At 51.9% G+C, this 23244-nt stretch carries 16 protein-coding genes, 3 tRNA genes and 2 rRNA genes; 14 read left to right on the top strand and 7 right to left on the bottom strand.

Annotated features, from left to right (window positions below; genetic code table 11):
• Positions 1–55 precede the first annotated feature (55 nt).
• Positions 56–460: a helix-turn-helix domain-containing protein gene (locus AB8615_RS10080; RefSeq protein WP_409432457.1), complete on the bottom strand. Its 405-nt coding sequence runs from the start codon at positions 458–460 to the stop codon at positions 56–58.
• Between the two features lie 199 nt (positions 461–659).
• On the bottom strand, positions 660–1559 hold the full coding sequence (locus AB8615_RS10075) for an N-formylglutamate amidohydrolase (protein ID WP_409432456.1): 900 nt from the start codon (positions 1557–1559) through the stop codon (positions 660–662).
• Positions 1560–1692: 133 nt separating this feature from the next.
• On the opposite strand from AB8615_RS10075, the gene AB8615_RS10070 reads away from it, so the two are divergent.
• From AB8615_RS10070 to AB8615_RS10050, 5 genes are all read left to right on the top strand, one after another.
• Positions 1693–2052 carry a response regulator gene (locus tag AB8615_RS10070; protein ID WP_409432455.1) on the top strand — a complete coding sequence of 120 codons (360 nt, stop codon included), beginning with the start codon at positions 1693–1695 and terminating at the stop codon, positions 2050–2052.
• Positions 2053–2153: 101 nt separating this feature from the next.
• Positions 2154–2228: transfer RNA gene (locus AB8615_RS10065), tRNA-Val, on the top strand.
• A gap of 90 nt (positions 2229–2318) precedes the next feature.
• A complete protein-coding gene (locus AB8615_RS10060) occupies positions 2319–3839 on the top strand; it encodes a HEAT repeat domain-containing protein (RefSeq protein ID WP_418152343.1) in 1521 nt (506 codons plus the stop codon).
• The gene (locus AB8615_RS10055; protein WP_418153142.1) at positions 3772–4236 is read left to right on the top strand and encodes a hypothetical protein; all 465 of its coding nucleotides are present in this window, start codon (positions 3772–3774) and stop codon (positions 4234–4236) included. The genes AB8615_RS10060 and AB8615_RS10055 overlap by 68 nt, the downstream gene beginning before the upstream one ends.
• Positions 4237–4255: 19 nt before the next feature.
• Positions 4256–5329 carry a P-loop NTPase gene (locus tag AB8615_RS10050; RefSeq protein ID WP_409432453.1) on the top strand — a complete coding sequence of 358 codons (1074 nt, stop codon included), beginning with the start codon at positions 4256–4258 and terminating at the stop codon, positions 5327–5329.
• Here the strand turns inward: AB8615_RS10050 and AB8615_RS10045 are convergent.
• The gene (locus tag AB8615_RS10045) at positions 5326–6174 is read right to left on the bottom strand and encodes a WecB/TagA/CpsF family glycosyltransferase (protein ID WP_418152342.1); all 849 of its coding nucleotides are present in this window, start codon (positions 6172–6174) and stop codon (positions 5326–5328) included. The genes AB8615_RS10050 and AB8615_RS10045 overlap by 4 nt on opposite strands.
• A 97-nt stretch (positions 6175–6271) precedes the next feature.
• Between AB8615_RS10045 and AB8615_RS10040 the strand changes: the two genes are divergently transcribed.
• Entirely contained in the window at positions 6272–8104 is a 1833-nt protein-coding gene (locus AB8615_RS10040; RefSeq protein WP_409434095.1) for an ABCB family ABC transporter ATP-binding protein/permease, read from the top strand.
• Here AB8615_RS10040 and AB8615_RS10035 read toward each other — a convergent pair.
• Positions 8101–8904, bottom strand: a complete 804-nt coding sequence (locus AB8615_RS10035; protein WP_409432451.1) for an outer membrane beta-barrel protein — start codon at positions 8902–8904, stop codon at positions 8101–8103. The genes AB8615_RS10040 and AB8615_RS10035 overlap by 4 nt on opposite strands.
• A gap of 198 nt (positions 8905–9102) precedes the next feature.
• Between AB8615_RS10035 and AB8615_RS10030 the strand changes: the two genes are divergently transcribed.
• The 3 genes from AB8615_RS10030 to AB8615_RS10020 are packed head-to-tail and all read left to right on the top strand — an operon-like array spanning position 9103 to position 11462.
• On the top strand, positions 9103–9528 hold the full coding sequence (locus AB8615_RS10030; protein ID WP_409432450.1) for a DUF1330 domain-containing protein: 426 nt from the start codon (positions 9103–9105) through the stop codon (positions 9526–9528).
• Positions 9525–10610, top strand: coding sequence for a DUF2855 family protein (locus AB8615_RS10025; RefSeq protein ID WP_409432449.1), 1086 nt, complete (start codon positions 9525–9527; stop codon positions 10608–10610). The genes AB8615_RS10030 and AB8615_RS10025 overlap by 4 nt, the downstream gene beginning before the upstream one ends.
• A gap of 18 nt (positions 10611–10628) precedes the next feature.
• Positions 10629–11462 carry a crotonase/enoyl-CoA hydratase family protein gene (locus AB8615_RS10020; protein ID WP_409432448.1) on the top strand — a complete coding sequence of 278 codons (834 nt, stop codon included), beginning with the start codon at positions 10629–10631 and terminating at the stop codon, positions 11460–11462.
• A 54-nt stretch (positions 11463–11516) separates the two neighbouring features.
• Here AB8615_RS10020 and AB8615_RS10015 read toward each other — a convergent pair whose 3' ends face one another.
• Positions 11517–12896, bottom strand: a complete 1380-nt coding sequence (locus AB8615_RS10015; RefSeq protein ID WP_418152341.1) for a VWA domain-containing protein — start codon at positions 12894–12896, stop codon at positions 11517–11519.
• 118 nt (positions 12897–13014) lie between these two features.
• A complete protein-coding gene (locus tag AB8615_RS10010) occupies positions 13015–14760 on the bottom strand; it encodes a carboxylesterase/lipase family protein (RefSeq protein ID WP_409432446.1) in 1746 nt (581 codons plus the stop codon).
• Between the two features lie 106 nt (positions 14761–14866).
• Here AB8615_RS10010 and AB8615_RS10005 point away from each other — a divergent pair, with 106 nt between their 5' ends.
• Positions 14867–15934, top strand: coding sequence for an NAD(P)/FAD-dependent oxidoreductase (locus tag AB8615_RS10005; RefSeq protein ID WP_409432445.1), 1068 nt, complete (start codon positions 14867–14869; stop codon positions 15932–15934).
• Here the strand turns inward: AB8615_RS10005 and AB8615_RS10000 are convergent.
• The gene (locus AB8615_RS10000; RefSeq protein WP_409432444.1) at positions 15931–17316 is read right to left on the bottom strand and encodes an alkaline phosphatase; all 1386 of its coding nucleotides are present in this window, start codon (positions 17314–17316) and stop codon (positions 15931–15933) included. The genes AB8615_RS10005 and AB8615_RS10000 overlap by 4 nt on opposite strands.
• Before the next feature lie 683 nt (positions 17317–17999).
• Here AB8615_RS10000 and AB8615_RS09995 point away from each other — a divergent pair.
• From AB8615_RS09995 to AB8615_RS09980, 4 genes are all read left to right on the top strand, one after another.
• Positions 18000–19480: ribosomal RNA gene (locus AB8615_RS09995) — 16S ribosomal RNA — on the top strand.
• Between the two features lie 199 nt (positions 19481–19679).
• Positions 19680–19756: transfer RNA gene (locus AB8615_RS09990), tRNA-Ile, on the top strand.
• Positions 19757–19936: 180 nt separating this feature from the next.
• A tRNA-Ala gene (locus AB8615_RS09985) sits at positions 19937–20012 on the top strand.
• A gap of 320 nt (positions 20013–20332) precedes the next feature.
• Positions 20333–23116 (top strand): 23S ribosomal RNA (locus tag AB8615_RS09980).
• The 16S and 23S rRNA genes sit together here with 2 tRNA genes alongside, the layout of an rRNA operon.
• The last annotated feature ends 128 nt before the right edge of the window (positions 23117–23244 follow it).

Genomic DNA, 23244 nt, shown 5'->3' with positions numbered 1-23244 from the left:
AAGGGCGCCCTATCACGGACGCCCTGATAATCAAATGCGAGATTGTCGCAAAGGTCTATGGGGAGACAAGGCGCAGGCTCGGCTTGCTGCCTGCCTCAAGCGACTTCGCCAGATCAAGCAGATGTTTGCGCGGCCCTTCGCCCATGGAATAATAAGCCCGCACGAGGTCCATCGTTTCTTTTTTCGACAGAACGTCTGGCGCAATAATACTGGCATCGGTCTCGCCGTAGATCGGATCGTTCTCTGATAGACCCTCGTAGAAATACTGGATCGGCACAGAGAGCGCTTCTGAGAGTTCAAACAAACGCGCTGCTGAAACACGGTTAGCCCCACACTCATACTTCTGAATTTGTTGAAAGCGAATACCTACCTGCTCGGCCAGAGATTGCTGGGTTAGCCCCAATAGGCGGCGGCGGCGGCGTAAGCGTTTACCGACATGCAGATCAATATCATTTGTCATTGTGGACAGTCCCTCATGTAATGTGTCTTCACAGAGAAGGGAGCAAGCGCCGTGCCAAACTCCCCTGAGAGTTGTTCGCCCTAAAAGAGAGTGTTTGGCTGGATTTTTATCGTGTTTGAGGGGAGGTGGCACAGAAAAGCTCGGCCCATAGCGCTTGTTAACTGCGCAATGTGCTGTTTTGGCACAGATTGCGGTAGGCTTATTGCGCCGCGCGTTCTTGCGGCAAAGCGGCCTCGATAATTTCTGTAATAATATGATCTAGGTTACGCGATAATTTTTCATACCCGCGCTTAGGGGCTAACGTCACGGGGTTCAGGTAGAGATCGCGATTGATCTCAATCTGTATCGCCTCGACACCTGTTTCGGGCTGCCCGTAATGTTGCGTCACAAACCCACCCGCATAGGGATAGTTAATACCAACGCTATAGCCTGCCATTTCGAAGATACGGCGGATGCGGTTCATTGTATCGGGATGGCATGCCGCGCCAAACCGATCCCCCAAGATCACATCTGGTCGTCTTGCGCCCATCGGGGCAAAGCCCGGCATGGAATGGCAATCGACCAACAGGGCTTGGCCAAAGCGCGCCTTTGCCTCATCAATAACGCGTCGCAAGGCCGCGTGATAGGGATGGTAGAGCGTATCGATACGGGCACGAATCTCCCCTGCGGATAGCGGCTTGCGGTAGATCGCCGTGGCTTCGTTCAAATGCGTCGGCACCACGCCTAATCCAGCAGCGGCCCGCGCGCTGGGCTTGCCTTGCGATGGCATATCTTCGTGCCAGATTTCATCTGCAGCGCGATTGGGGTCCACAAAACACCGTGGAAATCTTGCCAGCAGAAGAGGCGCCCCCGCCAATACGACAGAGGCGAATAATTTCTCTATATATATATCTTCATTCCGTCGCAGTTCATTCGCACTCAGCGGGGAGCGATCCAAAAAGCTCTGCGGATATAGGTGTCCCGAATGGGGAGAGGCAAAGACAACGCCTGCCCGCCACTGGCTGGGATAGGCAATCGTATGGCCTGGCAGGAACTCTGATAAATCAGGCCCAGCGCAATTTTTGCCACTTCGGCGCGTGAATTTTGGCGTTTTGAACATTAATCGCCTCTTAGCGCATTTTTTCGCCTGCGCTTAGACATTTTTAAGATGCGGAGGCTAGCAAAGAGGGGAATTGGCTGGATTTGTGCATATGTCGCACTAGATTTCGCCCAAAACACGTAAAAGGGACATCATGGCTACAATTTTATATGCCGAAGACGACGATGCAATGCGCCAATTCTTCGAGAAAGCGCTCGAAAAAGCAGGCCACCACGTCATTGCTTGCTCTGACGGTGATCGGGCTTTGCGCGCGCTTAAATTCGCCGATGGGGCGTTTGACCTGCTCCTGACGGATATTATGATGCCGGGCATGGACGGCATTGAGCTTGCCAAACACGCCGAAACGCTCTCGCCCGGGATCAAAATTATGTTCATTACAGGCTTCGCGGCTGTCGCGATGTCCGATGCCAAGGCGGCGGAACAGACAGTTCTGTCAAAGCCAATCCACCTGCGCCAACTGGTCAATGAAGTGGAACGCCTCGTCGCGGCGTAGAGCGAACAGTTGTTAATTCATAATTCGCGGCGTTTAGGGCTTGATCAATCAAATCAGCCCATCTATATCGCCGCTTCCCGAAACCCTGTTTCATCTGGAACGCGCGATTAGCTCAGTGGGAGAGCACTACATTGACATTGTAGGGGTCACTGGTTCAATCCCAGTATCGCGCACCATCCACTTTTTTCGCTGAATTTAATCGCTTCAGGTTTAAAAACCTGTTCTGAAAACTTGTGTGCCTGCGCGTTCGCGCCTAAGTCGCTGATATGGGACGGTCCAGACATATCGAAGCGCTCATGGCGATAGTTGTGATGTGCGGTGCTATGACAGCGACCCATGCCGTTGCGGCGCCGTTTCAGCCATTGACCAAATCAGAAATACGCGTTTGCGAAGACTTGGATTTCTGCGTTGACCTGATGTTGCGCCACGACCCGAATGAATTTGATTATTCAGTTTTGGCACAGGAATTTCAAAGGCTGGGTCCGTGGGCAACCGCGCGCTTGTTATCGCTTGTTAAAGGAAATCGAGAGAGCGCTGCGCAGAGGGCGCAGATTATCTTATCGCAACGCGGTTGGCGCTTTACGCCTGCTGAACAAGGGCAGATTGCTCGCCTATGGCCGACGACCAACCCAACGCAACACGCCGCAATTATGGCAAATATCCCGTCGCCAATGATGCGTAACCGCCTGATCGAAACGCTTGGCGATAAGGATGCGCAGGTTCGGAATTTGTCGCGGGACACATTGGCAGAGATTGTTCGCCGACCAACCAAAGAATTTCCGCTGCCACCTCAGGCCTATGCCACTTTGGCGCGCGCGCTTTTGGATAAGCCTACGCCGACATTAGTCGATCTAATGGCACAATACCCCGATGATAAATCGCGGCCGATTTTGGAGCGGGTTTTGCTCTCGGGAGACAGTCTCTCTGTCGCGCAAAGCTACGCGGCGCTATACGCGCAAAATCCAAAGGTTTCGTTTGAAATTTTGCTGGGGACTTTACCAAAGCTGGAGACACCAGAGCAGGCTTTGGCGCTATCTGCGATGTTGCGCGCGCGGCATAAAGACCGCGCCGATGGGTTTTATTTGAAATTTGCGCGCGATATTGCGGCGGATGCAGATTTGCCCATGCTCGCGAGGATGGTCGGTGTTGACGCGGTCATGGCGGATCTGTCGGATAAGCCCGTGCTTTTAAATGCGGCTGCACGACCCGCCTTTGAATTTACAATCGCTCAGGCAGATGTGAATTTGAGGGATTACGCAAGGAATTTCCGAGCCAAAACTGGTGATAACGCGGCTCATTATATGTCGCTGATTTGGGCCAAGATCGATCCGACACAAGACCCTGTGAAAGAACGCTATGTGACATTAGCGGGAGAGATAGCAGGGCCAGATACCACACTCATTCTGCGAGATGCGCTGCGCGATAAATCGGATTGGCGGGTGACGCGGGCTGCCGCTTTGGCCCTCGGGAAACGTCAAGATAAAGCGTCCATCGCTCCGCTATCGGCTATGTCAAAAACGCATCCGATTGTGGACGTGCGTGCGGCGGCGCTTGCGGCGTTGGGCGGGATCAAGTCTGGGAAAATAGATTTTTCCTCGACATATAAAGCCAGCCTTGCCGCCTCGACTTTCTGCGATGTTGACGGGCAGGATTTTAAGCAAGCTGCGCAACAAATGCCTTTTTTTGACACCGCTATTGTGATTTTTCCACCGCGACTATTTGAGACATCGCGGGGACTATTGTCGGCGGCGGCTCCCTCTGAAAAATGGCTGGCTTGCTGGTTATGACCGTGGTGAATTGGAAGGCGGCCTGGTTTATTTTGACAATAAATCGGGAGATGCCAAACCTGTTTTAGGTGACAATATCCGTGCGATAATTCCGACACGCCCAACGCCGCTTGGTAGCTTTTCGTCTGATTTTTGGATCATCACAGGGTTCCAACTCCGCGGCGCAATTTATCGCGTGAGCGAACAAGACGGTGTCTTTACTATCGCAAGACATGCCGAGATGCCGAGTGCACCGCAACAGATCGAAGTATTGAAGGATCAATCCATCCGCTTGGGCTTTGCAACGGACCTTCCCCGCGATCATCCGCCTTTGCGTTTAATGCCAAATGGCAACATCGTGTCAGGGTGCGCCGACACTCGGACAGCAGCGCCCAATGCGCAAACCATGCCCAATTAAAAGCGGGATAATTAATTAAATGCCTTTTTCTCAAGACCTCGCACTTGCCGCCCTCGCCAAGATTAAAGACCCACTGACGGGCGGAGATATTATTGCGGCTGGACGTTTAGCTTCGCTGACAGAAGAGGTAGGCATAGTGCAGGCTGTGCTACAAATTCCGCCGCCAGAAGCTGATGCTTTTTTTCCTGTTCGTGACGCAGCACAAGCAGCCTTAGCAGAGCTTGACGGTGTGGCGAAGGCAAGCGTTATTTTGTCAGCACATAAAGGCGGACCAACGGTTGGCGGAGCGCCCAAACGTAAGGGCAACCCCCATCAGCCGCGCCGCCCGGAGGGCTATCAAGGCGACTCGAATATCAAAAAAATTATTGCTGTTTCGTCTGCTAAGGGCGGCGTTGGGAAATCGACGGTAGCTGTAAATTTGGCTGTTGCTATGGCAAAATCGGGGCTGGCTGTGGGGTTGTTGGACGCTGATATTCACGGCCCAAGTGCGCCGATGCTGCTAGGGTTATCTGGGGAGATTGCGACGACCCGTGAGGTTGAAGGGCGCCGTCTGATTGTCCCGTTTGAAGCGCACGGCATAAAAGCCATGTCGATTGGATTTTTGACCAAAGATGACGGGCCGATTGTCTGGCGAGGGCCGATGGTACAAGGCGCGATTTCGCGGATGTTGTGGGATGTGGACTGGGCCGAGTTAGATGTGCTGATCATTGATATGCCGCCCGGCACTGGCGATGCGCAGCTAGGTCTCGCCCAAGATATCAAACCCGTTGGGGCCGTCATCGTCTCGACCCCGCAAGATTTAGCGCTATTAGACGCGCGCAAGGGTGTGGCGATGTTCGGAAAGGTCGATATTCCTGTCTTTGGCCTGATCGAAAACATGGCTGTATTCACCTGTCCCGATTGCGGAAGCGAGCATCACATATTCGGTGAAGGAGGGGCAAAGCGTGACGCGGAAAAACTTGGTATTGATTATCTTGGCGCCATCCCGCTGCAGATGCAACTCCGCGAAGACAGTGATGCTGGGCGACCTAGCGGCGAGGGTGTGTTTATCAAGATCGCTGCACAGGTCGGAGAGCTAGCTGGAATTAATTAATTCGCAGATTGTTTGCGGGATATTGTCCATTTGATCCAGAGCCAGAATATTTTTGGCCCTTCAATCAGATAGCGTTTCCACAGGCGTTTGGGTTCGCTCGCCAGACGGTATAACCACTCCAGCCGCGCTTGTTGCATCCATTTGGGCGCGCGCTTTACACGTCCTGCGAGGAAATCTAATGACGCGCCGACGCAGAGCCCTAGCCCCACGCAATCGCCACGCTGTAAACAGGCATTGGCAATCATTTCCTGCTGCGGGCTGCCGACACAAATAAAGACATAACGCGCGGGATTGGCCGCGATGAATGCCGCCGTTTTTGTAACTTCGTCAGGTTTGTTCCGCAGACCGAAAGGCGGCTCGTAATGATTGATTTTATCAAAGCCGTATTTGCGTTTGAGAATATCAATAATCTCGGCATCTGCACCGATGACGGTAATCGTGTCTTCGCGGGTGATCACGTTATCAAAAAGCTGCTGCGTGAGATCTGATCCGGGCACGGCCTTGAGTGGCACGCCTGAAAACTTTGCCAGCAATTCCAAAATCCGAGAATCGCAGACGGATAGCCAACTTCTCGCGTAAAGCGGGTCGAAGACATCTGGCTCTTTGGCTAGGCGCACGAGGTGATCCACATTGGGCGTTACGATAAAACGAAAGCCGTGATCGGCGGTCATCCACTTGGCGCGAGCCAATGTTTGCATGGGCGTTAGGGGGTCAAATGTTGCGCCAATAAATTCATAGCTACGCGGATTAACCCGCCAGTCATGTTGCCCTGGACGCTTTTGGCCGCGACGGTCAGAACCGCGAGGCTGCACAGGCAGAATATCTTTTATTACAGTTCGGCTCACAGTCTTTCCCCAACACACCCTTTTATGTGCAAACTTCATACCAAAAGACCGTTAGCATTGGGTTTACAAGCGGCTCATTCGCCCCCACATGGCTATGATGCAACCCACCGAACCGACGACCCGCAATGAAGAAAGCCTGATCACACAGTTGAAAGGCTTAGCGCGGCTAAAGCCCTATCTGTGGCCTGCTGGAAATCTGCCGTTTAAGCTGCGTTCGCTAGCGGCGATTGTCCTGACGATCATCGGAAAGTTCGTGCTGGTAGGTTCGCCGTTCTTGTTTGGTTGGGCGATTGATGCTGTGAACACGGCGCAAGATAATAATGGGGAATGGAGCGCAGTTTGGGTGGGTATTGTCGGATTTGTTCTAGGCTACGGTCTGCTTAAACTCTTTGCGGTGTTCTTATCAGAAGGACGCGAGTATATCTTCGCTCCCGTAGCGCAATTCGCACAACGCAGCGTGGCGACGGCGACCTTTCGGCATATGCACCAACTCTCTTTGCGCTACCACTTGGATAAGCGCACGGGTGGATTGTCGCGCATTATTGAACGGGGCGTGAGGTCGATTGATTTTCTGTTTCGCTTTTTACTGTTCAATATTGGGCCGACTTTACTGGAACTCACGATCGCTGCGGTCGCGTTTTGGCTAGCCTATAACGGGTGGTTCTCGGTGATTGCTGTCGCGATTGTGCTGAGTTATATTCTGTTCACTGTGACCACGACGGAATGGCGTTTGAAGTTTCGACGCGAGATGAATAAGCGCGATACAGAGGCCGCTGGCAAAGCTGTCGATAGCCTGCTCAACTACGAAACCGTCAAGTATTTTAGTGCCGAAGATTTTGAGACGGGACGATATGATTCCGCGATGGAGGGCTATCAAGAAGCCGCCATTCGCTCACGCACGTCGCTGGCAACCGTTAATATCGGTCAATCATTTTTGATGAACCTTGGCCTCGTGCTTGTGATTACACTCGCGGGTTATGAGACCTTAGCGGGGAGCATGACCGTCGGTGATATTACCGCCGTAACTATGGTCATGACGCAGCTCTACCGCCCGCTAAATATTCTGGGTTTTGCCTATCGCGAGATTAAGCAAGCGCTGACGGATATGGAAAAAATGTTCACTTTGATGGAGCAAACGCCAGAAGTTTTGGACGTGCCAGACGCTGGAAAATTAGGGAAAGTCGCAGGCGACATTCGCTTTGAAAATGTGAATTTTCAGTATGATGCTGACCGCCCAATTCTCAAAGATGTCAGTTTCGAGATCAAGCCTGGGCAAATGGTGGCTGTCGTTGGGCCAACGGGCGCTGGCAAGTCGACGCTGTCGCGTATTTTATTCCGCTTTTATAATCTGGCGGGCGGACGCGTGTTGATTGACGATCAAGACATTACGCAAGTCACGCAAGCCTCTGTCCGCGAAGCGATCGGGATTGTGCCGCAAGACACTGTCCTATTTAACGATACGATTGGCTATAATATCGCCTATGCGAAACCGAGCGCGAGCCAAGACGAGATTGAGCAAGCGGCGCGTGATGCGCAAATCCATGACTTCATTCTGACCTTGCCCAAGGGCTACGACACCATTGTGGGAGAGCGAGGGTTAAAGTTGTCTGGCGGCGAGAAGCAGCGTGTTGCGATTGCGCGAACGCTGTTGAAAGACCCTGCCATCTTGATCTTGGACGAAGCGACGTCTGCACTCGATAGCGGGACTGAACGCGATATTCAGGCCGCGTTGGAGCAAGCTGCAACTAACCGAACCACGCTGGTCATCGCCCACCGTCTGTCCACGATAGAGCGGGCAGATTTGATCTTGGTCATGGAAGACGGACAGATTGTCGAGCGCGGAACGCATGAAGCCCTGCTGAAACAACAGGGCCTCTATGCAGATTTATGGGCGCGGCAGAAAGACCTACCCGCGCCAGAGTTAGCTTAGAATTTGCGAGCGTAAGCGACTGAAACAGAGTCGAGTGAGCCAAGCTCTTCAACATCATAGCGCGTGAAATCAAGGCGCAGCGAGTCGCGGCGATTGAGATTATATTCGCCGCCAACACCGTAGGCGAAACCGTCTCTATTGCCGACATCAAGATCTGTTGTCACGCCAGCGGTTGTTGCTTCACTATCAAATTCTGTAACGTGATACCCGCCGCGTGCGTGGATTGAGAATTTCTCGCTGATCGGCTGGCGGAGGACTGCAAAGCCCGCGACTTGATAGTCGATACCCGTTTTCGTTGTCACGCCTAAGACGTCCTCTGAATCGCTGGATAGGCTCGTTGAAGCCTCTGCCTCTACGCCAAAGACGCCTGCAGATTGATAGCCAACGCGGCCTTGAATACCGAAAATGTCAGAATCGACATCATACATTGTCGCACCGAGCGTGCCGTATTTATAGGCCCGACGCAGGTTTGGCACTTGTCCATATCCGTGCGGGCCACGTGCATTATGATGTGCGACTTGGCCGCCATAAGCGTTAGCAGATGGCGTCTGCGGCGCGCCGTATTGATGACCCGCATGCGCAGCATTTCCGCCGTAAACTGTTGGCGCGTTAGAGACAGAATACCCACTTTCGCAGCCTGAATATTCGCAAGCTGGCTGATAAGGCGTGCTTTGATAAGCGCCGTGATGTGCGCCCTGTTGCCCGTAACTTGGTGCTTTCGCGTGGTTGTCAAATCCATGAGACCCCAGTGAACAGCCTGACAATAAAACAGCTGGCAGAAGAAATTTGATATAACGCATGATCATCCCCGATTATAAAAGTGGAGGCAGAATTAGCGCAGAGTCCTTAAAAATTCCTGATCACCGCATTAAGGTTGTGCTAAGAGATACGCTCCGCAAAAAGGTCATGCATTTTTGTGTGCGGGAGAATGTGCGATGATCCTTGAGCGCCGCACAGGACTGCACTAGCGTGGTGCCGTATAAAAGTGAGGACATCATATGGCCGTGATAAATGCTGTCTCCCCGACAGATGATCAGATCAAAGCGTTTCTGGCAGGGCATCCTGCGGGCGAGCCAGTATTTATGCTCAACCTTTTGAAATTCAAAGACCGCGCAACTTATAAAGACGGCGAAGACGTTTCGGGCGTCACTGCTTATGGTCGCTATGCAGCCGCCTTTGGCGAGATGTTGCGTGATCTGGACATTGTGGGTGTTGAAACTGTGTTTAGCGGTGAGATTGTAAAAACCTTGATCGGACAAGCGGACGGCGAATGGGATAGTGCTGCAATCGTCCGCTACCCCGACGCTGAAACCATGTTCAAGACTGTCAGTTCAGAGCGCTACCGAAGTTTTTATCACCACAGATTAGCGGGCCTCGAAGGGCAACTCCTGATCAGCTGCACAGAAAAGGCGATGTTCTCATGACCGAAACACTTCTCGTTAAACGCGATGACTTTACAGACGTAACGATTGTCAAAGCCCCCCACGGCGAGCTGGCAGACGGCTTTGTCCGCTGCAAAGTCGGGCCTTGGGCGCTGACGGCGAACAATGTCACCTATATGGTGACAGGCCATCAGATCGGCTATTGGCACTATTTCAACCCCACGGATTACGGCATTAATATGCCAGAGCATGGCCGCATGCCAGTCTGGGGGTTTGCGGAAGTGACAGAGAGCAAATGTGCAGACGTGCCGGTTGGTAAAGTTGTCTACGGTTTTCTGCCCATCACGCAGACTTTTGACATGAAACCCACGCGCCTGACCTCGTCTGGATTTCAAGACGGCAATGCCCACCGTGTGCCACTGCATAGCCTGTATAACGGTTACACTTTTGTGGACGCCGATCCGTCCTTTGCGTTGAATATGGATTTACAGCCTATCCTGCGCCCACTCTTTACAACAAGCTTTCTGATTGATGACTTTCTGGCGGATCAAGATTTCTACGGCGCAGAACAAGTTTTGATCCTCTCCGCCTCGTCCAAGACCGCACTGGGAACGGCATTCTGTTTGAGAGAACGCGGCGGGATTAAAGTGACGGGGCTGACGTCAGAGGGCAATAAAGCCTTCACGGGAAGCACGGGCTTTTATGATGAAGTCCAAACTTACGACACGATCACAGACCTCAACCCTGACGTCAAAACGGTGATTGTCGATATGTCGGGCAATGGTAAAGTCTTGCAAACCGTGGCTGACCATTTTGAAGAAAACCTGACCTATATATGTTGTGTAGGTATGTCCCATTGGGAAGCGGGGAAAAAAGGTGCAACGAAGTCCCCTGCGAAATCTGAATTTTTCTTCGCGCCAGACCGCGCGAAACTTCGCATCGGCGAGTGGGGCGGGGGAGGTTTTGCACAGCGCCTCGGCCAGCGCTGGGTGCCGTTTTTGACAAGTGCGCAGGACTGGCTGGAGGTTGAAAAAGCGGAAGGCGTTGGCCCTGTCCTGAAAGCCTATCAGGATGTCTTGGGCGGCACGGCGTCACCCGATAAAGGCTATCTTTTCACGCTCTAATTCAATGAGGACACGCATATGACCTATGAATGTTTCACCGTCTCAATCGCGGATAATATTGCGCATATCCAGATGACGCGGCCAGATAAGCGTAACGCCATGAACGCGGCATTCTGGCGTGAATTGCCAGACATCATCCGCGACATTGACGACAATTCCAAAGCACGCGTGATTGTCATTTCCTCGACAGGGTCTATCTTTTCGGCGGGTATAGATTTGGCGATGTTCAGTGCCGATATTGGCGGCACGCAGGATAAGAATGATCCTAGCTACGGCCTTAATTTTTATCAAAATAACGTGCTTCGCTTGCAAGACAGTTTCAATGCGATCGAAGCATGTCGTATCCCCGTGATCGCGGCGATCCAAGGTGGATGTTACGGCGGCGGGGTCGATCTGATTACGGCCTGCGATATGCGTTACGGAACAGAGGATAGCTTCATCACGATTTACGAAATCAATGTCGGCATGGTCGCCGATGTTGGCACATTCCCCCGCATCCTAAATCACATGCCCGAAGGCGTTGTGCGAGAACTGGCTTATACTGGCCGAAAAATGGGGTCGCAGGAGTGTAAATCTCGCGGATTATATAACGAAGTCTATGCAGACCAAGACGCGATGATGAAAGCCGTCATGGCGTTGGCGGCAGAGATTGCGACGAAGCCGCCGCTTGCTGTCTATGGCTGCAAGCGGATCATCACGTATGCTCGGGACCACGACACTAAAGATACACTCGATAATATTGCCGTATGGAATATGTCCATGCTGATCCCGTCAGAGATGATGGAAGCCATGGTGTCGGGGAAGCAAAAGCGGGTGGGGAATTATGCTGATCTGCCCAAAAGAAAAGCCTAGCGCGCGAGGGTGACCCTGCGGCTAGGCTTTGAGATTATTTGTGATGCTTAGCGCTTAATACGAAATGCGCACGGAATCCAACATGCTACCAATGCTCTCAAATGACGCGGTCAATTCCGCTGCATTGTCGGCATTAAAGCTCTGCCCCGGGGATGATGCGCAATAATCCAAGACTTCAGAGGTGTCATCGGCAGACCCAGGAAGGCGATAGCCCACTGTAAAAATTTGGATGCCCGCCGCTTTAATCTTATCGCAAACACCTTTTGTTTTTGCGAGACCTGTTGCGCCGTTCGAACCGCTATGGGTGCCGTTGCTCATAAGGTTTCGCGTATTGGCACCGTCTGTCATCAGCAAAATCGCATTGACTGCGCCTTTTTTAGACGAAGACGCCTGCGTGAAAGGTTGGCTTTCATCCAGCGTTCTCCACCCCCACATTAGACCCGCAGGCAAGTATGTTTCGCCGCGCGCTTCTAGGTTTTGAATACCTGTTTTTATATCACCCATATTATTGGTTAGCGGAATGATCTCCGCACCGCATTTATCTGGATCATTATAATGAGCTGGAATTTGACGCGAATTATACTCTGGTTCCATGTTGTAAGGATCAGGGCGAGAATTTACGCATCCGTGCCAAGTATATGTGCGCGTTATGTCCCGACACTCGTCGCGTTCTGGCATGTACGTATTGTCAGTACAGGTCTGTTCGTCATACGTCCTCATACCTGTTTGCACACCATCGGAATAAATAGGCGCTGAGATTTCCCGACCTGTGGGCGTGCAAACACCACGTTGATCAATATCGCGCGTTTTCCAGCACTCATAAGTCGTTTCCGTCAGGCCGTCTTTGGACGTATCGAGCCAAGGCTCGCCTTTGTTACCTGGTCCTACATTAACGTATTCCCCAAACGGCACGAGCGAGGCGCGAACTTCGGTTTTCATTTCATCCAGTTGATCGGCTAAGTCTTCACTAGCCGCAATCAGGTCGGCCATGTTTGATCCGGCCATTGAACCCGTAGTGTCAAGCACAAGCGCCAAATTGATCGGAGTTTTCGTCGCGATCGGTGATCCAGAATCAACACTGATATCCAGCACCTTTTTCCCAAAAATGCCCATCAGGGACGTATCGTATTTGAGGTTGGCGACGACAGAAACTTGGTCATTTTTGACTTTCGTGACTGCTGTGATGTCCCAGTTTTCAAGGTTGTGAGCCGCAATCGTGGCATCTACGATTTCGCTCAACTCACCTTCATCCTTCAAACGGGATTTTCCTGCTGCGAGCACAGCGGCGTCGACATAGCGTTGAAGCTCACTATTGCGGCTGGCTGCGCCGCTATAATCAATGGCGAGGCCAATGCCCATTAACATGACGAGGGCAGTCACACTGAACATCATGGCGACGTTGCCACTTGTATTCATTAAATAGCGTTTCATCATAATCTGCACATCCCACATCTTAAATTTATTGGGATAAGATACATGAAAAAGGTTTCCAACTGCTTCGAAACTAGGCTTAATAAAGTCTCAAGGCCTACTTTGTTGGGCTGCGATTATACTATTTGGGTGACGTCATTATCCCTGTATCTAACGCATTAGACTCAGCCGCGCGCGTCTGCGCTAACGTATCCAGTTTAACGTGCAGCCCCTCCGTTAAAGCATCCAATTTGACGACCCGTATATCTGTCTCGGCTTGCGCCAGTGCGCGTCCCGTATTGCCAGACAAATGCATCCAATTTTCGCCTTTATATATCGGCCAGTTGGGCAGCTTTGCGTCGTTGGGATTGCCTGTTCTGGCAAAATTCGTCCAGTAGGTCAGCATGATCTCCGTCAATGCTTCGTCATCTTCGCTCAGGCCCAAAATAGGCTCGCTACTGTCAAAGACAAAAGGAATTTCTGCAGCATGAAATGCGCCAAGTGTTTGAGTGTCAGATGGCGGCACGCGGGAGAAGTGATAGACATAAGTGTCGCTGCCCGCTGTTTCATTTTGTTCTGCAATATAGCGAATATTCACACCAAAAATCTCGTCTCCCATCATGGCTTCACCGCCCGTCATAAAATCTGTGTCGAGGTCATAGAGATCAACGATTTGCCCAGCTTGTGTCGGGAAGGCCGCTGACAATTTGTTGATCAGTGTCTCGCGATCGGCTGGCGCGAGATCAGACAGCCAAACGCTCGGCTGTGGGTCATCTGAGAAAAATAGCGACCCTTCGTCAGCGTTATATCCCGTCATCAACGGCACAGACGCAAATGTTCCATCACGAAATGCTAACCCGACATTTTCAGGAAAGACGTAACCGTCCCGAATGTGGTGGAAGCCTTCTTCGGCTGTCGGCGGAAGTTTGGCCATCATCGTTTCGGCAGGTACCGCGCGGAGGTCTTCGGCAGTCGGATCAGAGAGGCCCAAGGCTCCAGCAACTAGTCGTCCTGTGGCGTATCCGCTGGGCCAACCCAAGCCGACACCGTCCATCTGCCCTAAGTGATAGGTCGACGCGCCGCTTTGCGCGATCGCTTTATCAAACAGGCCTTCCGCAAGAGGGGATGCCATCATTTCCGTGACCGACCAGCCGCCCGCGCTTTCGCCAAAAATAGTGACATTGTCAGGATCGCCGCCATATGCGCTGATATTATCGCGCACCCACTCAAGGGCCGCTATTTGATCCAGCGTGCCGTAATTGCCTGAGACGCCGTTGGGATCACTGGCCGATAGGGCAGGGTGTGCCATGTAGCCAAATACGCCCAAACGGTAATTGATCGTGACTAAGACCACGCCTTTCTCGGCGAGTCCGTTGGATTGGTAGTAATTCGTATCGGCAGAGCCAAATTGGTGCCCCCCGCCGTGTATCCAGACCATGACAGGCTGAGGCGCTTCGCCGTTTAAATTGCCTGTGCGAACATTTAAATAGAGGCAATCCTCACTCATAGGAGCAGGCTTTTGCGCCGCGACAGCTCGCTTGATCAGGAAGTTCTTAACCGCCCCGAGGCCATGCCCCTCAATCATACGGGTCAGAAAGCCACCTTCGGACCCTGTGGGCTGCATGCAGCGATTACCGAATGTGTCGGCTGCGCGCGTATTCGTCCATTTTGGGGCAGAGGTAGGTGCGGCCCAGCGCAGATCGCCCACAGGCGGTGCGGCAAAGGGGACGCCTTTAAAATTATAGATGCCTGCGTCCTCAGTCGTCACACCCTGAACCGGTCCCTGTGGTGTGATAATCAGAGCTTCGGGCGCAAGGCTTTCTTCTGCCCCGCACGCCGTGAGCAAGCAGATCAAGCTGACTCCTAATAATCTTGATAGTTGCGTCATAAGATCGTGCCTTTTGGTGCTATTTGCTATCTTCGTTGCACCATTTTTGCGCAAGCGTGTAAATGCCTCTTTATATACGGCGTGGAATTGATATAGGCGCGGAAGGATGAGCGCCTCGACACATATCGTAATTATTGGCGCAGGCCTGATCGGCCTTTCATGCGCCGATGTTTTGCTCGCAAGGGGCGTAAAGGTCACGATTTTGGAGGCCCGAGACGGGCCAGTGCGCGGCACGAGTTTTTCTAATTCTGGCATGATACATCCCAGTCAAAGTCGAAGTTGGGCCCCCGATTTGCCTGATGATCCAAAGGCGACTGCGAGCGTGCTGTTTCTGGCGCGTCAAAGCCAAGCCTTGATCGCGGATAATATTGACCGACTGGGCCTGGCGGATATGGCCAAACGACCAGCAGGCTGCGTGCAAATGTTTGACAATATTTCGACCGCACAGCGGCAGAAGCTAGCCTTTGCAAGCGCGGGAATCTCTTGCGAGATTATACAAGACGCGGCGCGCAGTTTTGATCGTCCCGCTTTATTTTTTCCGAATGATCGCTCTGGTGATGCCCGGGCCTATGGTGAGGCGCTGGAGCGTGATCTGATCCACCGAGATGCATACATTATATATGGCGCAAAAAATATTCAGATTAGACAAGACGCGGACGGCCTAACGGTTGCATCGGGATCGAACAGATTTCGCCCTGATCACGTCATTATTGCAGCGGGCGCGCAGAGCGGATCGCTTCTCGCGCAGCTGGGTCTATCGATTGATATTATTGGGGTGCGGGGCCATGCAGTGAACTTTAAGGCGCCAAATATGGATTTGCCTGAAATCCCTGTTATGGACGTCGCGTCACGCTCTGCACTGTCCTTATTCGGCAAGACGCTGCGCTTGTCGGGCGGATGGAATAATCAAGACGCCGCTCCTATGTTACAGCGCTGGCAAGACATTGCCCCGCAGATGACGGCAGCCCTCGGTGATCCGACCTCGACATGGGAGGCTATGCGGCCTGTGTCCAAGGCAGGTCGCCCATTTATTGACGGTACCTCTATTCCGGGCCTGTGGGTCAATGCAGGTCACGGTCATATGGGCTGGACATTATGCGCAGGCAGCGGGGCTTTGATGGCCGAGATGATTCTGGACGGCGCGCGCAATTCGCGCTTTGCCTATACAGGTTAGTTCAGCGCTAACACTTCACGGATCAGGCGACCGATTTCGTCCTGCTCCATCGTGCCGCGTACTTTTTCGGACCCTGGCCCTGTCGCATATAACGGCACATCTTCGCCCGCATGGGTTTCTGAACCGAGTGGAATTGCTGTTTCTTGGCGGTAGTCAGGGTCTTGGACCATATTATCCGTCAGAGGGACGCTATCAGCCGTTCGCTGATTGGAGCCGTTATGATAGCCGAGGGTCGTGTAGGGCTTACCATCTTTCGCCAGTTCATAGTCTTCAGAATCTGGACGTTTCACCAGACCCATGATCGGATTGCCGCGCATGGGATAGCCTGACATTGTAAAAACATGGCTGTGATCCGCTGTTACCATGATCAGCGTATCGTCACCTGCCTGCGCGAGCGCCGCTTGGACTGCTTCGTTGAGCGCTTGCATATCACGCATGGCGCGGTAGGCATTCGTGCCGTGATGGGCGTGATCAACGCGACCCGCTTCGACCATCAACACATAGCCGTCCTCGTCTTGTGATAAGCGATTAATCGCCAGCGTTGTCATGTCAGCCAAAGACGGCTCATTAGTTTCCGCACGATCTGCCTCAAAGCTCATATGAGAGCTATTAAACAAGCCCAAGATACGCTGATCCGCAGGGCTGTCTGATAAGTCGGCAAAATCCGCGACGTATATATGTCCTTGATCTGTCCAAGATTGAATATGCGCGTCGGTAAATTCTTTGCGTCCCCCGCCAAGGGCTAAGTCGACATCGGATTCGACGAGTTGCTGGGCAATGCTGGTGCAGCCTGCGACCGCCATAGCGTCCTTAATGTCCTTATCTGTTTCCCAACTGCGGCTGACACTATGGCTATACATAGCGGCAGGTGTTGCATGGGTGAGGCGGGCGGTGGAGATAACACCCACGGCCTTACCTTTAGCTTTCGCAACTTTAGTCAATGTCGGGGGGGATGCTTTGTCTGTGCAGGCCTCCTTGACCATCACAGTTTCATCGACATTGGGCTTCACATTTACCGCGCCTATATTTGTTTTGTAGCCCGAGAGGATGGCGGTCGCTGTGCCTGCGCTGTCCGGCACCTGCGCATTTGTATTATAAGTCTTGATGAGAGCCAGATTATCGAAGGCTTCAAAGGCGAGACTATGCTCTTCGCCAGACTTGCCCTTTGACTGACCGTCAAATATCCGCGCGGCCGTGACAGTCGAGACGCCCATACCGTCCCCAATAAAGAGAATGACGTTTTTTGGAGAGCCTGTTTCTGTGTTTTTTTGTGCCGATGCGTCAGCCGCGCTGTTACATCCACCGAGCAAAAGCAAAGTTGATAGGGCTATGGCCGGAAGCAACACGCTTTGGTGAGCGAAAGATTTGGAATAAAAGGGCATGGCTTGCAGCTCCAACTGAATTTAATTTCAAAAAAACGACGGTTTCTGAGTCTCTATTGCCCCACTATTGCGAGCTTGGGAATCGGATTCCAAGCGAGAAAGCTGCGACTCCTCTAATTAAATTTGCTTTTTTGGTTTGAATTTGATAGAGGGAATGTCCGGAAATGATCTCTATACCGCTTAAATCATATAAAAATGTTTTTTATTGTGCGGCTGTGGATAAGTTTTCTGCCTAAAAACCCTATAATTTCAGGGATTTAGATCGCGTCAAATGCTTTTGAGAAAAAGAATGCAGAAAAACTGCAGATTTGGCGAAAAAAGGTGTTGCAGAAAAAAAATCGTTTCCCTATATAGCGCTCCTCGGCGGCAGACATTGACTGCTTCTGAGCGGAGCCCCTCGCACGGGGCATTTATTTTGGAACTAAGTCATTGATTTATTTCCGCTGTTTGACATCGTGAATATTGGGAAGAGAGACGCAGGCGGCGTTTGGCTGTGCGCAGACTTGGTAACAAGCTGCAAACATTTGAACGACTGTTGTTGACGTTTCTCTTTATGAAAATAATGAAATCGCTTGGATGACTTAGTCATTTAAGAGGTTTTCGTTATTTCTTTGAAAACGCACAAACGCTTTGGACTTCGGTCCAAAACGTCAGTGAATAACGACACAGTCGGTTTCATCTCTCAACCTGAGAGTTTGATTCTGGCTCAGAACGAACGCTGGCGGCGTGCTTAACACATGCAAGTCGAACGAGATGCTAGAGCTTGCTCTAGCGGACAGTGGCAGACGGGTGAGTAACGCGTGGCAACCTACCATTTTCTACGGAACAACAGTTGGAAACGACTGCTAATACCGTATACGTCCTCCGGGAGAAAGATTTATCGGTGAATGATGGGGCCGCGTTAGATTAGCTTGTTGGTGAGGTAAAGGCTCACCAAGGCGACGATCTATAGCGGGTCTGAGAGGATGATCCGCCACACTGGGACTGAGACACGGCCCAGACTCCTACGGGAGGCAGCAGTGGGGAATATTGGACAATGGGCGAAAGCCTGATCCAGCAACGCCGCGTGAATGATGAAGGCCTTAGGGTTGTAAAATTCTTTCGCTAGGGAAGATAATGACTGTACCTAGTAAAGAAGCCCCGGCTAACTCCGTGCCAGCAGCCGCGGTAATACGGAGGGGGCTAGCGTTGTTCGGAATTACTGGGCGTAAAGCGTGCGTAGGCGGATTGGAAAGTTAGATGTGAAATCCCAGGGCTCAACCCTGGAACTGCATTTAAAACTCCCAGTCTTGAGTTCTGGAGAGGTAAGTGGAATTCCTAGTGTAGAGGTGAAATTCGTAGATATTAGGAGGAACACCAGAGGCGAAGGCGGCTTACTGGACAGATACTGACGCTGAGGCACGAAAGTGTGGGGAGCAAACAGGATTAGATACCCTGGTAGTCCACACCGTAAACGATGAGAGCTAGTTGTCTGCAAGCATGCTTGTAGGTGACGCAGCTAACGCATTAAGCTCTCCGCCTGGGGAGTACGGTCGCAAGATTAAAACTCAAAGAAATTGACGGGGGCCCGCACAAGCGGTGGAGCATGTGGTTTAATTCGAAGCAACGCGCAGAACCTTACCTACCCTTGACATACTCGTCGCGATTTCCAGAGATGGATTTCTTCAGTTCGGCTGGACGATGTACAGGTGCTGCATGGCTGTCGTCAGCTCGTGTCGTGAGATGTTGGGTTAAGTCCCGCAACGAGCGCAACCCTCATCTTTAGTTGCCAGCATTTAGTTGGGCACTCTAGAGAAACTGCCGGTGCTAAGCCGGAGGAAGGTGGGGATGACGTCAAGTCCTCATGGCCCTTACGGGTAGGGCTACACACGTGCTACAATGGCGCTGACAGAGGGTTAATCCCTAAAAGGCGTCTCAGTTCGGATTGTCTTCTGCAACTCGAAGACATGAAGTTGGAATCGCTAGTAATCGTGGATCAGCATGCCACGGTGAATACGTTCCCGGGCCTTGTACACACCGCCCGTCACACCATGGGAGTTGGTTCTACCCGAAGGCGCTGCGCTAACCAGTTTACTGGAGGCAGGCGACCACGGTAGGGTCAGCGACTGGGGTGAAGTCGTAACAAGGTAGCCGTAGGGGAACCTGCGGCTGGATCACCTCCTTTCTAAGGAAGGTTTTGAAGGTCTTCGACATATTTATATGTCACGCACTTTTTTAATCTTTTAGAAAATATTTAGGTCCCGCACATCTCATGTGTTGGATCATATAGCGGTTAAACGCCGTCTTCGTTTCTCTTCCCTTTCGTTTACAGCCGTGCGCGCCATTTGGGCGCTGCCAAAGAGGTTGTAAATGTGTTGATATGGAGGCCGGTAGCTCAGCTGGTTAGAGCGCACGCCTGATAAGCGTGAGGTCGGAAGTTCAAGTCTTCTTCGGCCTACCAACCACATCTTTTTCGTAGAAAAAGTGTGGACCCCGCGGCAGGTAATTCGCGCAGCGAAATACCGAGAGCGGGCTCTAGCAGAGCGCAAGACGTTCCCGCATTTACTGCATTTTGCCCTCGGCAAATTGCTTTAATTGCTACAAACGCCTCGCACTTTCCGCATTTCTTCGAAATGCTCTAGGGGCTTTAGCTCAGTTGGTAGAGCATCTGCTTTGCAAGCAGAGGGTCAGCGGTTCGAATCCGCTAAGCTCCACCATTTTCAACACACACACAAGTTTCTATCGATTAGTTTTGCTGATCGATTGGATATTTGACATCGTATAATGAGGGTTCATCCGCCCAGAGGCATAATGCAGTTTTACTGGTTATGACTTTTTCGACTAGGATGGACTTTAAATAGTAAAGATATCGTCTGGCAGCTTATGTTGTGAGGTATGTCTGGGACACTAACTGCATTTTTTCGCAAGAAAAATTGCAGATCCTGACATATTATTCCTCGCGCATGAGCGCCAAACATTGAAGGTTACGCGCTCTACACTTCTGGTCGGGCGACGTGACCATCTCAAGAATCTGAAGAATCAAGCGTTACAAGGGCGTTTAGTGGATGCCTTGGCGCACAGAGGCGACGAAAGACGTGGTACGCTGCGATAAGCCTGGGTGAGGTGCGAACAACCTTTGACCCCGGGATTTCTGAATGGGGAAACCCACCTTTACAGACCCCGATAATTAGCCATCTAGGTGGCGACTTTATCGAGGTTTGTGTTAGGTATTAATAACTGAATACATAGGTTATTAAAGCAAACCCAGGGAACTGAAACATCTCAGTACCTGGAGGAAAGGACATCAACCGAGACTCCGTTAGTAGTGGCGAGCGAACGCGGATCAGGCCAGTGGCAATTTACAACTAATCAGAACAAGCTGGGAAGCTTGACCATAGTGGGTGACAGTCCCGTATGAGTGTTGTTGTTTATTGTCCTCGAGTAGGGCGGGACACGTGAAATCCTGTCTGAACATGGGGGGACCACCCTCCAAGCCTAAATACTCCTGTGCGACCGATAGTGAACAAGTACCGTGAGGGAAAGGTGAAAAGTACCCCGACAAGGGGAGTGAAACAGTTCCTGAAACTGGACGTCTACAAGCTGTCGAAGCTACCTTGCGTAGCGACGGCGTACCTTTTGTATAATGGGTCAGCGACTTGGTCTTACTAGCAAGCTTAAACCGTTAGGTGTAGGCGCAGCGAAAGCGAGTCTTAATAGGGCGAATGAGTTAGTAGGATCAGACCCGAAACCAAGTGATCTAGTTATGTGCAGGTTGAAGGTGCGGTAACACGCACTGGAGGACCGAACCCACGTATGTTGAAAAATGCGGGGATGACATGTGACTAGGGGTGAAAGGCCAATCAAACTTGGAGATAGCTGGTTCTCCGCGAAATCTATTTAGGTAGAGCGTCAGTTGAATACCCTCGGGGGTAGAGCACTGGATGGGCTAGGGGGACTCACCGTCTTACCAAACCTAACCAAACTCCGAATACCGAGGAGTATTAACTGGCAGACACACTACGGGTGCTAAGGTCCGTAGTGGAAAGGGAAACAGCCCTGACCGCCGTCTAAGGTCCCTAAGTAATAACTAAGTGGTAAAGAATGTGAGAATGCTTAGACAACCAGGAGGTTGGCTTAGAAGCAGCCATCCTTTAAAGATAGCGTAACAGCTCACTGGTCAAGCGTTCCTGCGTCGAAAATGTACCGGGGCTTAAGTTATTCACCGAAGACGCGGGCGCACTTTTGTGCGCGGTAGCGGAGCGTTCCGTAAGCCTGTGAAGGGGCCCTGTGAGGGGTCCTGGAGGTATCGGAAGTGAGAATGCTGACATGAGTAACGATAAAAGGGGTGAGAGACCCCTTCGCCGAAAGATCAAGGTTTCCTGCGCAATGCTAATCAGCGCAGGGTTAGCCGGCCCCTAAGGCAAGGCCGAAAGGCGTAGTCGATGGGAACCAGGTTAATATTCCTGGGCCAGCGGGTAGTGACGGATTGCGTGTATCGTATCCCCTTATTGGATTGGGGGTGCGGTGAAGCAGTTCCAGGAAATAGCTCCCGCATGAGACCGTACCCCAAACCGACACAGGTGATCAGGTAGAGCATACCAAGGCGCTTGAGAGAACTCTGCTGAAGGAACTCGGCAAATTACCTCCGTAACTTCGGGAGAAGGAGGCCCACCATGAAGGCAACTTTTTGGTGGGGGCACAGACCAGGGGGTGGCGACTGTTTATTAAAAACATAGGGCTGTGCGAAGTCGCAAGACGACGTATACAGTCTGACGCCTGCCCGGTGCTTGAAGGTTAAAAGGAGGGGTGAAAGCTCCGAATTGAAGCCCAAGTAAACGGCGGCCGTAACTATAACGGTCCTAAGGTAGCGAAATTCCTTGTCGGGTAAGTTCCGACCTGCACGAATGGCGTAACGACTTCCCCACTGTCTCCAGCAGAGACTCAGTGAAATTGAATTCCTCGTGAAGATGCGAGGTACCCGCGGCTAGACGGAAAGACCCCATGCACCTTTACTACAGCTTCACAGTGGCATTAGTCATGATTTGTGTAGGATAGGCGGGAGACTATGAACCATCGGCGCTAGCTGGTGGGGAGTCGTCCTTGAAATACCGCCCTGATCCTGATTGATGTCTAACCGCGGTCCGTTATCCGGATCCGGGACCCTGTGTGGTGGGTAGTTTGACTGGGGCGGTCGCCTCCCAAAGAGTAACGGAGGCGCGCGAAGGTTGGCTCAGACCGGTCGGAAATCGGTCGTTGAGTGCAATGGCATAAGCCAGCCTGACTGCGAGACTGACAAGTCGAGCAGAGACGAAAGTCGGTCATAGTGATCCGGTGGTCCCGCGTGGAAGGGCCATCGCTCAACGGATAAAAGGTACGCTGGGGATAACAGGCTGATGACGCCCAAGAGTCCATATCGACGGCGTTGTTTGGCACCTCGATGTCGGCTCATCGCATCCTGGGGCTGGAGAAGGTCCCAAGGGTATGGCTGTTCGCCATTTAAAGCGGTACGTGAGCTGGGTTTAGAACGTCGTGAGACAGTTCGGTCCCTATCTACCGTGGGAGTAGGAGTTTTGAGAGGATTTGCCCTTAGTACGAGAGGACCGGGGTGAACATTCCTCTGGTGGAGCTGTTGTCACGCCAGTGGCATTGCAGCGTAGCTATGAATGGACAGGATAACCGCTGAAAGCATCTAAGCGGGAAACCCCCTCAATACTAGAACTCCCTTGAGAGTCGTTCTAGACTAGGACGTTGATAGGCTGGGTGTGGAAGCATGGCAACATGTGGAGCTTACCAGTACTAATAACTCGATTGGCTTGATTCATTTCAGACCTTGCGTTTCTTTTGAAACGCATGATTGGCGCTCATGCGCGTGGACTAATATGTCCGCCTTGCATGAGGCTACCCAGACGATATCTTTACTATTTAACGCAAACCACTCTGATGGGTGGA

This window comes from Litorimonas sp. RW-G-Af-16 (assembly GCF_048319245.1).
Taxonomy (GTDB): Bacteria; Pseudomonadota; Alphaproteobacteria; order Caulobacterales; family Maricaulaceae; genus Litorimonas.
The sequence above is the reverse complement of the archived record's forward strand: the minus strand, read 5'-3'. Positions and strand labels throughout refer to the sequence as shown.